11 protein-coding genes are annotated in these 16197 nt (G+C 64.5%); 3 read left to right on the forward strand and 8 right to left on the reverse strand.

The window, feature by feature from the left end:
• Positions 1-44: 44 nt before the first annotated feature.
• A complete protein-coding gene (locus BLP76_RS07805) occupies positions 45-6431 on the reverse strand; it encodes an apolipoprotein A-IV repeat region-like domain-containing protein (RefSeq protein WP_170130449.1) in 6387 nt (2128 codons plus the stop codon).
• A 412-nt stretch (positions 6432-6843) separates the two neighbouring features.
• On the opposite strand from BLP76_RS07805, the gene BLP76_RS07810 reads away from it, so the two are divergent.
• The 3 genes from BLP76_RS07810 to BLP76_RS07820 all read left to right on the forward strand — a co-directional run bounded on the left by BLP76_RS07810 (position 6844) and on the right by BLP76_RS07820 (position 8604).
• Positions 6844-7161 carry an Hpt domain-containing protein gene (locus BLP76_RS07810; RefSeq protein ID WP_092811247.1) on the forward strand — a complete coding sequence of 106 codons (318 nt, stop codon included), beginning with the start codon at positions 6844-6846 and terminating at the stop codon, positions 7159-7161.
• A 97-nt stretch (positions 7162-7258) separates the two neighbouring features.
• Entirely contained in the window at positions 7259-7579 is a 321-nt protein-coding gene (locus BLP76_RS07815) for a 2Fe-2S iron-sulfur cluster-binding protein (RefSeq protein ID WP_092811249.1), read from the forward strand.
• On the forward strand, positions 7576-8604 hold the full coding sequence (locus tag BLP76_RS07820) for an NAD(P)/FAD-dependent oxidoreductase (protein WP_092811251.1): 1029 nt from the start codon (positions 7576-7578) through the stop codon (positions 8602-8604). Before BLP76_RS07815 ends, BLP76_RS07820 begins: the two co-directional genes overlap by 4 nt.
• A gap of 140 nt (positions 8605-8744) precedes the next feature.
• On the opposite strand, the gene BLP76_RS07825 is transcribed toward BLP76_RS07820, so the two are convergent.
• The 7 genes from BLP76_RS07825 to BLP76_RS07850 all read right to left on the reverse strand — a co-directional run bounded on the left by BLP76_RS07825 (position 8745) and on the right by BLP76_RS07850 (position 16067).
• Complete coding sequence (locus tag BLP76_RS07825; protein ID WP_170130450.1) at positions 8745-9962, reverse strand: GNAT family N-acetyltransferase; 1218 nt, start codon at positions 9960-9962, stop codon at positions 8745-8747.
• 73 nt (positions 9963-10035) lie between these two features.
• Positions 10036-10614, reverse strand: a complete 579-nt coding sequence (locus BLP76_RS18775; protein WP_170130451.1) for a hypothetical protein — start codon at positions 10612-10614, stop codon at positions 10036-10038.
• Positions 10615-10673: 59 nt separating this feature from the next.
• Positions 10674-11723: a YcjF family protein gene (locus BLP76_RS07830; protein WP_092811255.1), complete on the reverse strand. Its 1050-nt coding sequence runs from the start codon at positions 11721-11723 to the stop codon at positions 10674-10676.
• Complete coding sequence (locus BLP76_RS07835) at positions 11720-13216, reverse strand: YcjX family GTP-binding protein (RefSeq protein WP_170130452.1); 1497 nt, start codon at positions 13214-13216, stop codon at positions 11720-11722. The genes BLP76_RS07830 and BLP76_RS07835 overlap by 4 nt, the downstream gene beginning before the upstream one ends.
• A gap of 64 nt (positions 13217-13280) precedes the next feature.
• Positions 13281-13787: a SixA phosphatase family protein gene (locus BLP76_RS07840; RefSeq protein WP_170130453.1), complete on the reverse strand. Its 507-nt coding sequence runs from the start codon at positions 13785-13787 to the stop codon at positions 13281-13283.
• Positions 13788-13858: 71 nt separating this feature from the next.
• Positions 13859-14746, reverse strand: a complete 888-nt coding sequence (locus BLP76_RS07845; protein ID WP_092811261.1) for a COG3904 family protein — start codon at positions 14744-14746, stop codon at positions 13859-13861.
• Positions 14733-16067, reverse strand: coding sequence for a hypothetical protein (locus BLP76_RS07850; protein ID WP_092811263.1), 1335 nt, complete (start codon positions 16065-16067; stop codon positions 14733-14735). Before BLP76_RS07850 ends, BLP76_RS07845 begins: the two co-directional genes overlap by 14 nt.
• Positions 16068-16197 lie beyond the last annotated feature (130 nt).

Raw genomic sequence — 16197 nt, forward strand, 5'->3', positions numbered from 1 at the left:
GGGCGGCTCGTGGCCGCCCTTTCGTGTCTTCGTGATTGCTTGCTTTAGCTCAAGCGGCCGGCCGCGTGCGCGAGCATGGTGTAGACCTTGCCCGTGTCCGAGGCGAGGTAGCTTTGCGCCATCGCCGGATCCTTCTGGCGCTTCGCCAGCTGGTCGAGAAGCTTCTCGAAATCGGCGATGTAATGGTCGACCGCACGGCGGAATTCGCCGTCGCGCTCGTATTTGCGCCGGATCTCGTCGAACGTCTTCTGGCCCTGGATCGTGTAGAGCCGCCGCGTGAAGACGTTGCGCTCACCCTTGCGATAGCGCTCCCACAGCTCGACTGCGGCCTGGTGGTCGATCGCCCGGGCGATGTCGACGGAAAGCGAGTTGAGGCTTTCCACCATCTGGGAGGGCGAGCGGCCCGGCGTCGCGTTCTGAGTGGCCGGAGCGGGCTGAGGCGTCGGGGCGGAGGCAGGCTCCGGCCCGGTGTCGTATTCGCTTTCGTCGCTCGATGCGCGCCGCAAGAGATCTGCGACCCAGCCGCGACGCTCGCCCTGCGGACGCGGTTCCGGCTTCGGCTCGGGCTGCGGCGCTGCGGGACGGGCGAAACGCTCGCTCCACTGGGTCTGCTGAGCTGCGGGCTGAGCCGGGGTCGGCGTAGACGCAGGCGCTGCCGCAGGTGCCGCAGGGGTGCTTGCCGAAGCCGTGCCAGTGGAGCGCGGCGTGATCGGGGCGCGGTCGGAAGTGCTTTCCGTCTCCAGATTTGCGGCACGAGGCAGGCTGTGCGGCTGCGGTGCTGCCTCGACGGGTTCCTCACGCCGGGGCGCGGTCGCCGCCGGTTGGGCGGTGCGCTTTGCGGCACCTTCGCGGCGCGAGACGATATCGGTCAGAGCCGAGATCGCTTCGATCTGCTCGGTGATGGCGCGGCGCATCGCCTCCGAAGCGTGACGGGCTTCTTCCGGCATGTCCTTGACGCCGCGGCGCAGATCTTCGCGTGCCGATTCAAGCTCGCTCTTCATGTCGCGGGCGGCATGACGCATTTTCTCCGCGGTCTCGGCGAAACGCTCTGTGGCGCTTTCGACGGCCTCGGAGATTTCCGACATGAGCCGCTCGCTTGCCGCGCGGACCTTCTCGTCGGAACCGTTCGTCACGTCGGCGAGGCGTTCGCTCAGTTCAGCGCGGGCCTGTTCCACGCTCTCCACCGTCCGCTGGCCTTCGGCGATGGCGGCAAGCCGCATCGTCTCGAACTGGCTGATGGCGGCGCGGGCCGCTTCCTCGGCCCGACGGCCGAGCGCCTGGGCGATCTGGGCGACGCGCTGTTCGGCCGAGCTCAAGGTCTGCTCCAGCTCTTCCGAAGCGCCGGTGGCGGACTGCGCCGCCCGCGCGCTCAGAGCATCGGCAACCTCGTTGATGCGCTGCATGGCCGCGGTGAGGGTCGTCTCCAGCTCCTGCGAGGTGGTCTGCACCGACATCGACGTCTTGGCGCTCAAGGATTCCGCGAGAGAGGCAACGCGCTCTTCTGCCGAGCCGATCGTCCGCTCCAGCTCCTCCGAGGTGCTGCGGGCCGTATCGGAGGCTGCAGACGACAGGGAGCCGGTGAGGGCGGCAATGCGCTCTTCCGCCTGCGAAAGGTTCTCAGCGAGCTCCTCGACGGCCTGACGGGCCGACATGGCGGCGCGCGTGCTGAGCGAGCCGGAGATGGCGTTGATGCGCTCCTCCGCCTCCGCGAGGCTCGCGGCGAGTTCCTCTGCGGCCTGGCGGGCCGAATCGGACGCCGTGGAGGTGAGGGAGCTTGCGATGGCGCTGACCCGCTCTTCCGCCGCGCCGAGGCTCTGGGCCAGCTCTTCGGTTGCCCGCTGCGCCGACAGAGAGGCACGCGAGCTCAAGGAATCGGCGACCGAATTGATGCGCTCTTCGGCCGATCCAAGCGTGTCGGAGAGCATCGCCGTGAGGCGCGTGAGCTGCTCTTCGACAGATGCCGCCTGGCCGGTGAGGCCCTGCGCCATCGCTTCCAACGCCTCGGTGGAGCCGCTGATGCGGCCTTCCATCGTGCGGTTGGCCTCGTCGAGCATGCGTCCGGCTTCCGACAGCGATTCCGACTGGCTGTCGAATTGCGAGGCGATGGCCGTGATGTCACGCAGCACGTGGGTCGACACGTCGCGCAGCGTCTTGATCTGGTCGGAGAGGATCGAGGTCGAGGTGGAGGTGTCCTGCGCTGCCGCCGAAAGGGCATTGCGCAAGCTCTCCGCCTGGCCGGCGAGGTTGCTCTCGATTGCGGAGAGCTGTTCTCCGCTCGATCCCAGAACCTCGGTCAGCTGAGCGTTGGTTTCTTCCATCCGCGTCAGGAGCGAATCGATATCGGTGCGGAAGCGGGCGTTGGTGCCGGTAACCGCATCGATGATGTTGTGGGAATGCGTGCTGAGATTGGAAAGAAGCGCGCGGGCGCTGTCGTCCAGGCGGCTGAGTGATTCCTCGCTCGTCGCGCGGATGGCGTCCGCCGTGTTGCGGCTGCGGTCCTCCATGCCCTCGAAGAGGCTGTCGCGTTGCCGTTCGAGATCCTCCATGAGGCCGGAGCGACGGCTGTCCAAGGCTTCGGTGAGATCGCGGGTGCGCCCTTCCAGGCCTTCCACGAAGCTCTCCGCCTGCGTGCCGAAGGTGTCGGTGAGGATGCGGTTCTGGTTCTCCAGGCCGTCGATGACGAAGCGTCCGCGGTTCTCGATCGTCTCCACCAGGATCGAAGAGCGCGAATCGATGACCGAAGCGAGCTCGTTCTGGCGCTGGGTCAGCATGCTGTTCAGCGTCTCGGTCTTCTCGTTGAGCGCGTCGCTGGTGCCGGTGAGCGTCGCCTGCAGCGAGTTCGCCCGGTCGGCAAAACTGTGCTCCACCGCCATCAGGCGCTCGCCGAAGCTTGCGTTCACGTCGATCATGCGGCTGGCGATCGTCTCGCTCAGCTCCTGCGTCTTGTTCGTCAGCGTCTCACCGAGTTCGCCGAGGCGTGCGTCGAGGCTCGTCGTCATCTCCGACTGGCCCTCGTTGAAGGCCGTGGCGATTTCGCGGGTCCGCGCCACCAGCGTGTCGCTGATCTGGCGTGCCCGTGTGTCGAGCGCCGTGTTGATGCGCCCGAGGCGGTCGTCGAGCGTCTCTGAGAGGCCGTCGGCACGTTCGCCGAATTCCTGCGTGACCTCGCCGATGCGCGCCGTGACGCGGTTTTCGAAGTTCGACAGGCGCGCCGACACGGCCATTTCGATCGTCTCGGCCGAAGAGGCGAGGCGGATCGCAACATTCTCGGCGCTTTCCTTGAGACGCGTCTCGAACCCGCCGAGGCGGCCGTCGAGGGTCTCTCCGACCTGAGCGACGTGACCGTCGATCATGGCGCCGAGAGCCTGGCCACGCTCGCCGAGCACCGTCGACAGCATCGCCGTCTTCTGGTCGAGCGTTTCCGAAATCGTATTGCCGCGATCGTCGAAGAGGACATTCAAGCGTTCGACATTGCCGTCGACGCTGCGCTGCAGTCGCTCTGAGACGTGCTCGCCAGTTTCCTCGAGACGTCCGGCCGAGGCCCGCAACGTGTCCTCGATGTCGGACAGGCGGCCCGTCAGGCGGTCGACATTGCTGTCGAGGCTGGAGCCGAGCCGTTCCGAAACGCGCTCGCCGGCTTCCTCAAGCCGGGTCGCCGAGGCGAAAACAGAGGTTTCCATCTCTGAGAGACGGCCGGCGAGGTGCTCAACATTGACGTCGATGTTCTGACGCAGACGCTGGCCCGCGCTGTCGCTCGCCTGCTCGAGACGGCCGGCAGAGTTGCGCAGCGCGTCTTCCATCTCCGCGACGCGTCCGGCGAGGCGATCGGCATTGCCGTCGAGGCTGGTGCCGAGGCGTTTGGCGACGTCGTCGCCGGTCTCCACCAGGCGCTCGGCCGATCCGCGCACCGAATTTTCCATTTCCGAGAGCCGGCCTGCGAGGCGTTCGACATTGACGTCGATGTTCTGGCGCAAGCGTTCGGCCACACCGTTGCCGGCTTCTTCCAGGCGGTCGGCAGAACTCCTGACGGAATCCTCCATCTCCGAAAGACGCCCGGCAAGACGATCGGCATTGCCGTCGATGCTGGCGCCGAGGCGGCGGGCGACATCGTCGCCGGTTTCCACCAGGCGCTCGGCCGATCCGCGCACCGAATTTTCCATGTCTGAGAGGCGGCCCGCGAGACGCTCGACGTTGACGTCGATATTCTGGCGGAAGCGTTCAGCCACGCCATTGCCAGCCTCTTCAAGCCGCTCGGCCGAGCTCTTGACGGTCTCTTCCATCTCGGAGAGGCGTCCCGAAAAACGCTCGACATTGATATCGACGTTCTGGCGCAGGCGTTCGCCGACATTGTCGCCGGCTTCTTCCAGGCGAATGGCGGAGCCTTTGACCGTCTCTTCGATCTCCGACAGACGTCCCTTGAGGCGATCTGCGCTCTGATCGAAGCCGGTTTCGATGCGGCCAACCTGCTCTTCCACGGTGCCGGCGACACGTTCGCCGGTCGTCGACAGCCTGCGTTCCGCATCCGTCAGGCGCTGCGTGACGCCTTCGAGCTCGGTGTGCATGGCAACCGAAATCGACTTTCCGGTCTGACCGAGCTGGTCGATGACATTGCGCGAACGGGTATCGAGTGTGTTGACGACGATGTCGCTCGCGCGTTCCAGCCGGCTCGCCGTTTCCTCGGTCTTTTCTCCGATGCGGTCGGCGATGGCATCGCCACGCGCGCCGAGCTGCTCGACGAGTTCGTCGCCGCGGATGGTGATGCGCCCGGCGATATCGGCTCCCGTTGTGCCCAAGCGGTCATTCAGCGCATCGGCGCTCGCCGTGATGCGGGCGGCGACATCCTCACCACCAGTCTCAAGGCGCGAAATCAGCTCTTCGCCGGTTGAAGAAATCCTGTCGGTGAACTGCCGGCTCGACGTCGTGATCCGCCCGCTCAGCTCTTCGCTGCTGGACAGGAGGCGGCCGGTCATTTCTTCGCTGCTCGTGACGAGCCGGCTGGTCAGCGCTTCGCTGGTTTCCGTGAGCTGGCGGGTGAGGTGGTCGCTGCTCGAGGTCATACGCTCGGCAAGCTCTTCGCCGCGGCTCGACATGCGTTCGGCGAGTGCGGGCCCATCGACGAGGATGGCATTTTCGATGCGCTGGCTCGACTGCCCCAGATTCTCGAGAAGGGCGGTGGAGCGTTCCGTGAGCGTATAATTGAGCCGGTCCTGCGCCTCGACGATGCGGTCGTTGAGTTCGCCACCCTTGGAGGCGATGAGCTCGTTCAATCCTTCGCTGGCGGCGCGGATGCGTTCCAGAAGCTCGCTGCCGCGTTCGGTGAAGCTCTCGGTGGCTTCCGACTGGCTGCGGTTCAGCCGGCCGACGAGTTCTTCGCCGCGGTGGTCGATCGTGTCGCCGATCTGGCCGCTTACCTGATTGATGCGCTCCAGCAGGCTCTCGGTGCGGCTCGAAATGGACGTGGCGAAATCGTCGCCCGCGCGGGACAGATCGACGGTCACGTTCTTGGTGCGCTCGACGAGAAGGTCGGCAATGCGGCGCGCCGCTTCATCGGCGGTGGAGAGAATCTGGTCGCTGGTCTTGGCGAGATCGGAGGTGAGCGTCTCGTGCGCCCCGCCCATTGCCGCCTTGATGCGATCGGCGTTCTGCAGGATCGCCTCGCGCTCGTTGACGAGCTCGTCGACGAGACGGCGGACGCGCATCTCATTGTCGGTGTAGGAGCGCTCAAGCGAGGCGACTTCGTTTTGCACCAGCACTTCGAGTTCGCTGGCGCGCGCCAATGCCCGCTCGATGCCGTCGCCCATGGAGGCGACTTCACGGCGGATTGCCTGACCGACGGTGACGATCGATTCCTTGGCGATGTTTTCAGGCTCAGCAAGGCGAAGCGCCACCTCGGTCATGGTGCGCGAAACGATGCGCATCTCCTGAGAGCGCCAGATCATCAGCGCCATCACCCAGAAGAGGAGGACCGGAACGACGATTGCGACGCCGAGAGCGACGAGATGCGGCGCCTGGCGGAGCTGCTCGATCGAATCGAGCGCTGCGATCTGGTCGCGCCACAGCGCCATGCCGAAGGCCGTGCCGAGGCCGGCCCAGACGGCCGACATGAGAAGCGCGGTCCAAAACGGCGCGTAGGAAGGCCGTCTCTGCAGGGCGTAAAGAAGATTGCCGATGGAACGGACGTCGTCATTGGCCGCGCGTCGCGCTTTGCGCTCGCTGCTGCGCGACGATTCCGTCTCGGCGCGTTTTTCGGCTTTGGTGGGCGCTTCCGTCTTCTTGGAGCGGCCATTGTTGGCCGGCACGGGCTTCGCCGCCGCCGCACCTCCTGAAGCTCTCGCTGGACTGTTCGCCGCGGCGCCGAAGTCGATCCTCAGCGCTTCTTCGACCGCCGACAGAGCCGCTTCGGTCGATTCCGCTTTTGGTATTTTACCCATGACATTCGCTCCGGTCCGTACGCAACCACTCCAACGGACGCCGTGCCAGTCTCTGCCGGCATGCGAGGGTGACATATGCAGGGGCCACCCATTCTGGACGATTCCTGCCACCCCCTTGGCTGTAGAACCGCCGCCGCCCGATACCGAACGCAGCCGTGTCGACCAAGACACAGCTGCGCCTTCCCATCAAAATGGGTGAATGCATCCTAATATTTATGTAACGGCCTGAGAAGCCGGAATCACGGGATTTCCCGTTTCTGTGCACTTGTTTCATGAATAATATGAATGTGCTGCAGCCTATCGTGCATGTAGCGAGCTAAGATTCGGGCTATTTTGGGGCACATGCGTGGCGGAAGCGGACGCCACCCAGGCCTTGGGGGCAAAACCATCCGCTTCCACGAAGGAACAGGCCATGGCGGAGGATGCTGCGGTCCTCAATGAGGCCCATCTCGACCGGCAGACGATGCACAACGAGGCTTTGAAGGTTGAGATCCTGTCGCTTTTCGTCACCGAAGCGGACCGGCTGCTCAATCAGGTCAAGGAGGCGAAGACCTCTTCTGCGCGAGGCGAGCGCGTGCACGCCCTCAAGGGGCTTGCCCGCAATGTCGGGGCCGAAAGGCTGGCTTTGGCGGCCGCACGCACCGAAGAACGGCTGAAAGCGGAGGGCTGCGACCTTGCGCCGCTCGAAGCCGCCGTGCAAGAGGTTGTGCGATATCTCGCCCGAACCTGACCTTGGGGTCACCTGCGACACGCGGGCACCCGTTTTGTGCCCTTCTTGACATCGCCCGCCGCGTCCCTAAACCCGTGCGGCGCAACACGGATCGATCATGCCAAAAATCATTTTTATCGGTTTGGACGGCGACCGCCACGAGGTGGAAGCCGAAAATGGCTCCACTGTGATGGAAGCCGCTCTCAAGCAGGGCCTTCCCGGAATCGAAGCTGAATGTGGCGGCGCCTGCGCCTGCGCGACCTGCCATGTCTTTGTCGCCGAGGAATGGTTCGAGCGCACCGGCTCTCCGGAGCCGATGGAAGAGGACATGCTGGATTTCGCTTACGATGTTCGGCCGACCTCGCGCTTGTCCTGTCAGATCAGGGTTCGTGACGAGTTGGACGGACTCGTCGTCACCATTCCGGAGCGTCAAGCATGACTGGAACGCTTGTTGAAACCGACGTCGCCATCATCGGGGCGGGACCCGTCGGGCTTTTCGCCGTTTTCGAGCTCGGACTGCTCGATCTGAAATGCCATCTGGTCGACATTCTCGATCGCCCGGGCGGCCAGTGCGCCGAGCTCTATCCTGAGAAGCCGATCTACGACATTCCGGGCTGGCCGGAGATTTCGGCGCAGGGCCTCATCGAAAAGCTCATGGAGCAGATTGCTCCCTTCAATCCGGAGTTCCATTTCGGCGAAATGGTCTCCGAGCTCGAGCGCACCGAAGATGGCGGTTTCCTTCTCAGAACCGATGCCGCGACGACGATCAAAGCGAAGGCGGTTGTCGTTGCTGCCGGTGGCGGGTCGTTCCAGCCGAAGCGTCCCCCGATCCCGGGCATCGAAGCCTATGAAGGCAGCTCCGTCTTCTATGCGGTGCGGCGGATGGAGGATTACCGCGACCACGATCTCCTGATCGTCGGCGGTGGCGATTCGGCCCTCGACTGGACCTTGAACCTGCATCCGATCGCAAAGAGCGTGACGCTCGTCCATCGGCGCCCGGAATTCCGCGCCGCGCCGGATTCCGTCAACAAGATGTTCGCGCTTCAGGAAAAGCACGAGCTGACGTTCCAGCAGGGGCAGGTGACTGCGCTCAAAGGCGGAGACGGAAGCCTGGAAGCGGCCGTCCTCAAGACGCCGGATGGGGAGATCGAAGTCTCCTGCACGCGCATGCTGCCGTTCTTCGGGCTGACGATGAAGCTCGGCCCGGTCGCCGAATGGGGTCTCAATCTCCACGAGAACCTGATCCCGGTGGATACGGAGAAGTTCCAGTCGTCCGAACCGGGCATCTTCGCCATCGGCGACATCAACACCTATCCCGGCAAGCTGAAGCTGATCCTCTCGGGCTTCCACGAGGCGGCTTTGATGGCGCAGGCCGCCAAGCACTACATCGCACCGGACGAGCGCGTCGTCTTTCAGTACACGACGTCCTCGTCGAAACTGCAGAAGAAGCTCGGCGTCATCTGAGATGGCGAGCCCCGTCGGCCGCTGCGAAGCGGGCGAGGGGCAGTTTCTTGCGATTGGGGAAAATTGGCGGCTTCGGCCGCCTTTTTTGTGGCCTGATCTCTGTTCCGCGGAGCGGCGCTACCGGCTGCGCGTGAAGCCCGCTAGAGGCGCAGCATCAGATTGGCCAGGCGCGAGCGCAAAGGCAGAGGCAGAGCGTAATACAAACGCTTCAGCCGCGGTTTGCCGTAGCCCAAGACGGCGCGCAGGTAAAATCCGCCCCGCCAGCTCAGCGGCACGCCGAAATCGTGCACGAGGACCTCACCTGTCTCCCATTCGTGCTTGTTGCGGTAGCGTGGCGGGAGCATGTCGTAGCGCGTGATGCCGTTCTGAACGCACCAGCGCAAAACCATCTCCGTCAGAACGTTGCCAGGGCCGAAGCGGCCGTATTCCGGCGCGAAGGCTCCGAGAAAGAGGAGGTAGTCGCCCCCCAGCCGGTAGGCGATCTCTGTGGCGACGGGGCGTCCTCCGACCGTCAGGCGCGCGGCGGTCATTCCGGTTTTCACGTCGGCTCCACCATGACGCTCGGCGAAGGCTTCCAGGCACTGATTGGTGCGCTCGTCCAGGAATGCGCGGCTTAGAAAGCCTTTCTCCGTCAGCCATGCGCGCTTCATCTCTGTCGCCTCGCGCAGCCATTGCCGCGTCGTCGGACCGTCGGGCGCCACTTCGAGGCGGAGCTCGCCTTCTTCGGCGAGGGCGACGATGCGCTTTTTCTGGTGGCGTTTGACTTTTCCTTTGCGGCCGGCAAGCGCCGTCTCGACGTCACCTGAGGAGAGGTCGACAAACGGTGCGCCGTCTTCCTCGCCCAGCGCGACGGTCTGCGGCGGCAGCACGGCGGCGAGTGCGGAATCGGCCCGCACGCGCTCCATCAGAATGAGATCGATGCCGGCTCGCTCCATTTCGGCGAGAGCCGGTGCGAAGAGCGAGGCGGCCTCGTTTTTGTGCTCGACCAGAATGTCTTCGTATTGCGCGACGGGGGCGCCGGCGGTCTGCGTCAGCTTCAATGGGCCGATCTTCCAGAAGGCGAGAGGCCAGATCAACACGACCTGGCCGTTGCGGCGAACGACGACGCATTTGAAGCCGACCTTCGGATCGCTCGCAAAATGCTCCGCCCATATCGCCAGATGCTGCGGGGTCTGAAAAATGCGGCCGCGAGGAGAGGCGTCGATCAGCCTTTGCCAATCGGACGTGAGCGACAGCAATGCGGCCGGACCTTCCACGATCGTCGCGTCGAGCGCTGGCGTGGCTGTTGGAGCGGGAGGCTCTGCCTGATCTTCAGTTTCCGACTTAACGACGAGATCCAACGATTGTGCGGTCGACATGCGGTTTCCCCCTCCGGTGGCCGGAAGGTGAGGCTGAAACGTGAAGATTCCCGAAAACCGGTCCCGCCGTCCGCTATTTGTTACCGGGTTCGATCGATCCTGTGATGGCCGGATCGTAGATCGGCAGCGAATCGGAGCCGGCTCTCGCAAATCCCATTGCTGCAACAGGAATAGAGCGTCGCGAGTTCGGATCATAGAGCGAAAGGAGGATGGTCATCTTGCCGTCGCCTGCCGGCTCGGCATCCAGGAGCCCCTGCAGTTCGCCGCGCATCAGCTTCAACATGAAGCCTTCGCCGTCGCGCTCGCCGACGATATTGGCGCCGTCGCCTTCCGCGCCGTCCATGAACGAGCCGAAAAAGCGCTTCTGGTCGCCGTTGTAGCGCAGCCTTGCGTAAACAGGCGCGGAGAGCGAACCGGTCCAGCATTTTCCGGTCATGCCGAACGCCATCATGCTGCGGCTCGGATCACCGTTCAGCGCGCAATGGAAGCGGAGGCCGCTTTCCGGACCGATCAAAAGACGGCCGCTGCCGCGCCATTCGCCCCCGAACCGCTCCATGAAGGCAACAGCGTCCTCATCGGCGGCTGCGGCCGGCTGAGGGGCAAGCGCAGGAATGCAGATTGCAAGAGCTGCAACGAAAAAAGCGCGCAACATCAATGGCTCCGAATGTGGCGTGGCCTGAACTGACGATCAGCCTAGGAGCCAAATGACAATCATTCGTTAACCCTACGAGCATTTCGTGGGGATGTTGCGACGACCTCCTGGCGCGAGGCCGAAAATGAAATCAGATCGCCAGCCAGATCCTTGAGGCGGGGCCGCGGCTGCGCCACGAACGGCACCGGGCGACAAACATCGAGCGCGGACAGGCCGATGCGGGCCGTCATGAGGCCATTGACGACGCCTTCTCCGAGCCGCGCGGAGAGGCGCGCTGCGAGGCCCTGACCCACCACCTGCTGCAAGAGCGTGTCGCCGATGGCGATCGTTCCCGTCACCGCGAGATGGCTGACGACGGCACCCGTCAGGCGCATCAGACCGATCACACCGGGTCGGCCGCCGTAAATGGCGGCGACGCGGCGAATGAGGCCGAGGCAGGCAATCAAGACATAGGCCACGTCGATGAGCGCACGTGGGCTGACTGCCGTGACCACGGAGACGCGCTGTGAGGCGCTCGAGATCGCCTGCTTGGCGCGCTGGTCCAGTGTCGCGACGAGATCGCGCTCGGCAAGGCGAATGAGATCGGAACCATCCATGACCGCGCCGAGATGCTCCTTGAGCTGCCGGCGACCCTGGGCGGTATCTGCCCGGTCGGCGTATTGATGGATCAGCTCTTTAACGACTTTGCGCGCCTTGTCGGGATCGTTTTCTTCGTAGGCGGCGTCTGCTGTCAGGCGCAAGCGGGCGATCGCCTTGAGCCGCGCGAGCCCAAGGATTTCCCGGCCGATGATGGCGCCGAGCGCGAGAAGAAAAAGACCAAGACAGACAAGGCCGACCCAGCCGAGCCAGTCGGCGCGTGTGAACAGACTGCGAATGAGATCGTCGATGGCGATGCCGACGGCGAGCGACAGGAGCGCTCCAGCCGATGCGACGATGAGCCGGCCCCAGCGGATGCCGTTCTTCTTGGGCTCGATGATGGTCGAGACGGCCCGGTCGGCATCCGTTTCCTCGGGGTCGAGCTCCTCCCAGACCTCTTCCTCGATCTCGGCTTCGCCGGGCTCGTCGAGGCGGAAGGCTTCCGGGGCGCGGCGGGTCTCCGAGGCAGTCATTGCAGCCGGTCTCCGACAAGAAATTGCAGGGCCTGATCGAGGCGTATGTGCGGCAGTGAGAGTTTCAGGCCGGTTTCACTCCGCTCCACCCGGGGCGGGCGGAAGCGCAGATAGCGCAGCGCCAGGGTGTCGTCGTGGGCTTCCTCTGCAAGGTCCCTCGGCTTCGACTGGAACTGCCGGGCGGCTTCGAAAATCGATTCCGGATCTTTCGGCAAGTCCCCGGGAAACAAGGCGATTTCGCTCGCGCCGTCATAGACTTCACCGGCGACTTCTTCGCCTTCGAGTGGCACTCCTGCGATCGCGGGAAGCTTGCGGCCGCCACGGGTCACCGTGACCTCCCGGGTGGCGCGGACTGCCGCCATCGGCATAACGCTGACCTCGGCACCGGCAAATTCCGCGCGTTTTGCGGCCTTCTCGGTCAGGCGTGCGAGCAGGGCGCCGAGATTGTCGTGGTCGGAGCGATGGACATGGTCGGCCTTCGTCGCCGCGAACAGGATCTTGTCGATCCGGCGGCTCAAGATCGAAGTCAGCCAGCTCGCACGACCAGGCCGGAAGCAGGCGAGGACGTCGGCCAGCGCCTGTTCGAGATCACGCAAGGCCGCCGGACCCGCATTGAGCGCGGCCAGCATGTCGACGAGCACGATTTGCCGGTCGAGCCGGGCGAAATGGTTGCGGAAGAATGGCTTCACCACATGCGTCCGGTAGGATTCATAACGGCGCGCCATCATGGCGGCGAGGCTGTCCTGCACCGGTTCGCGGTCGGGCGCGATATCGAGCGGCGAAAAAGTGAGGGCGGGGGAGCCTTCAAGGTCGCCAGGCATCAAAAAACGACCGGGCGGCAGCATCGAAAGCGCATATTCGTCGGCACGGGCCGCGCGCAGATACGACGTGAAGGCGCCGGCGAGCTCCTGCGCCTTCAATTCATCGGCCGGCGCGTCGGGATCGACGCCCTGCAGACGGTGGTGCCATTCGGCCGCGAGCTGCTGGCGATGCGGTTCGCGCGACATGGCAACGGCCTCTGCCGACCATTCGCCATAACTCTTGTTGAGAAGAGCGAGATCGAGAAGCCATTCGCCAGGATAATCGACGATATCGAGATCGAGCCGGCCCGGCCCGAAGGTCCGTTTCCAGGTGCTCGCCGATTCGTATTCCAGAGTGACGCGCAATTCGCTGATGCGTCTCGTCGAGCGCGGCCAGATGCGGGCATCGACGAGATTGCGCACATGCGATTCGTAATCGAAGCGTGGGACGGCGTCGTCGGGCTGCGGCTGCAGCTTGGCTCCGGCGAGCCTGCCAGAGGCGTAGGCGTCGAAGAGCGGAAGCCGCCCGCCATGGATGAGATTGTGAACGAGTGCGGTGATGAAGACCGTTTTGCCGGCACGCGACAGGCCGGTGACGCCGAGCCTCAGGGTCGACGGGCCGCCGAGCACGCCTTCCAGGAGATTGTCGAATGCGTATCTGGCTTCGTCGGCGAGGGTGATGATGGATGCCACTGAGTTCAGGCTCGTTTTGCGCGCTTTATATGGGCAGAGGCGGTCGCTGGTGCAAAGCGTGCCGTCACGACGTCAGATCGGCCGGCCTGACATATCCCGTCAGGCGTCCCGAGCCCGTCTTCAGCTCCGCCCAGGGCGCGTCGAATTCCAGGATCGAGAGAGTGCCGCTCGGATATTTCACCGCGAGACGCGCCATGTCGTGCGATGCTCCATCTCCTGCAAGGCTCAAGGCCGCTTCATAGGTCATCGGGTTGTGCCCGACGACGAGACAGCACCGGGCCTCGCCCGCCTCGTTTCGAAGCACCGCCTGATAATCGCCGTCATTCTCTTCGTAGAGAACTTCCGGGAAACGCACGTCCTCCGGCAGCTGCAGGCTTTTGGCGACGAGTTCGAGCGTTTCGCGGGTGCGCTTGGACGGCGAGCACAACACCAGGTCCGGCGCCAATCCCTCCGCAGCCATAAAGGCGCCCATCGCCTCGGCGGCTTCGCGGCCACGCGCATTGAGCGGGCGCTCGAAGTCGGTGCGGGCGCCGGAATGCCAATCCGACTTGGCGTGACGTAGGAGGAGCAATTTCGGCATCATTGCGACTTAGACGAAACGCGGAGGAAGGAGCAAGCTTCACCTCATTCATGGTGCGGCGTCTATTGTCGCGCAGCCGCAGTTTCGCTTGCGTCGGTATCTGGCGCATCCGTGACGAGACGGTAGTCGGCAAGCTCTTCCAGAGTGAAAAGATAAAGCTGGTTCTTCGGCGTTTCCATGGCGTGGATCCAAACGCGTGGGTCGACGCCGAAGTCGATCAACAGGGCCTGGGCTTCGGCAGAAACCCTTTGTGCGTGGTCGAAGCCATCGGAAAGCGAGCCGAGCGCATCTGCGCCCTTCATCGCATAGATCTGATGAACGCCGATCCAGGCCTTCTTGCCGGCATGGCGTTCGACGCCTGATGCGAAAACGAGGGGGCAGGAGGAGGCGCAATACCCCTCGGCTGCAATCCGGGTGTTGAACTCATGCTCGCGGATCTGGCGAGCCATCGACATGGCGTCGGCAACTGAGCCGCCCGGCGAGTGAAGCAAGACTTCTGTCCCGGCGGAGAAATCATTGTCCTGGAGGAAGCGCTCGAACTCTCCGGCGCTGCCCGGCACGATGGTGCCTTCGATGGAGATCGTCTCGTCGTTGAGTGCACGGAAGCGAACAGGCTCGGCCTCCTCGAAACTGCGGGGAGGTTGTCGCCTTGGTGCGCCATCGCGATCGGGGGAGACCGGCCGCGTCTGCGGCAGATAGGGGCGGACCTGATCGCCGGGGGCGGGGCGCGGCATGGTCACCGGCTCTCTGGCCGGATTGACGAAAGGATCGGCCCGACGTTCATCGACGAGCGCTTTCAGGTCGAAGCCGACCATCGCCACGGAAAGTGCCACGAGGCCGAAGAAGACGCCTTTGAGGATCGTGCCTTCCGGCAATTGCCGGATGCGTTCGGCAAGCCCCGCCTCGGGCGCCACGGCCTCCCCAGCATTCGAGGGCTCAGGAGCTGACATTACCATGGCCGCCTTGCTGGGAGGGTGCGCTGCCTTTCGGTGTCAACGTGGTGATGTTGCGTGGCTCCGTCGTCTCGGGGTCGCGGGCGGTTGCGGCCGTCGCTTCCGCGGGCGCTAAGACTGCGGGCTCGGCCGTCCGGGCCGGGTCGGCGGCACGCATGCGCTCGTAAAGCCGCATGGCCACGAGCATGTCTCCGGCCGTCATGGCGTGCTCGTCGATATCGGGGTCTTCGTGATGGCGAATCGCGCCGTGTACGGCGACGAGCATCAGAACGAGGACGGCGGGCAGAAGGTCGATGGAGATCGCGCCCGCCCAGGAGGGCAGGAAATCGCTCGCATAAAGCAGGACGGCTTCAGGCGTCGACAAGGGCACGAAACGCTTCGGCTGAACGTGTGGCTCAGAGAGAATGTTGTCGGCCGCCGTGGCAAGCGCTGCCGATTGCGCCTGTACGGCCTGCGCCACATTGCCGACGACCGCGGTCTGGCGCTGGCGAAGATCCGCGTCGCCGCCGTCGGCCACGGGGGCGATGAAGTACAGCGACAAATCCTCTGCGGCGCGTTTGACGGCAGGGGCGACCGAGGTCTGCTGCAAAGATGCGATGACGCCGGCCAGCGAAACGGCTTCCTCGGCGAAGGAATTGGCGCGCGGATCGATCGGTCCGGAGGCCGAGACCAGGCGGCGCATCGAGGCGAGGTGCTCGCTGCCCTGATCGAACAGGCTTTTCACACGTTCGCGCGAGGCTGCCACCTCATCGGCAAGGCCCCGCAATTGCTGCGACATCTGATTGAGAAGCTGCACCACCGTTCCCGACCCCGAGGTGCCGGTGAGCGCGCCGGATGAACGCTCTTCATCGGCGAGGCGGGAGAACCTTTCGGCGGCCATCTGGATGTCGGGCAGAAGCGATTGGGCCGCGAGCGCGTTGTTGTGCGCCGCGTCGAGATCCTGGGTGTAATCCTCCACCGTGTTCGCGAGGTGCTGTTCCAGTGCCGCAGAGCCTGCGAGGGCCGCGGCGTTCAGCCAGGACGACATGGCGACGATCATGATCGAGCCGATGCCCATCGCTGCCCATAGAGCCCGTCTTCCGCCGCGTTCTCGCATGAGAGGGAGAAAGCGCATGAGATAGGTCCAGAAGGCGTAGATGCCGACGGAGACCGCCGCGGAATAGATGATCGCCCCGAAGAAGACGATCGAGGCGGAGCCGTCGAGGAGCCCGCGAACACCCAGATAGGTGTAGACGCCGGACGCCAGCGCCAGGACGGCGAGGGTGACCTTGGTGGTGAGTTCGAGGCGGTCGATGCTTTCGCGCAGAGCTCGCGCCATGCGGCTTCCCCTTTGTCGCAAAGTAGACGGTGCCGCATATCCGGCCGAGGGGCCCGTGCGACGCGAACGAAACGTGTTCTGTGGCTGCGGTTTATCTGGGGCCGAAGAGGAGCCGCTTCCAGAGCGCGGC

The organism is Afifella marina DSM 2698 (genome assembly GCF_900102695.1).
Taxonomy (GTDB): Bacteria; Pseudomonadota; Alphaproteobacteria; order Rhizobiales; family Afifellaceae; genus Afifella; species Afifella marina.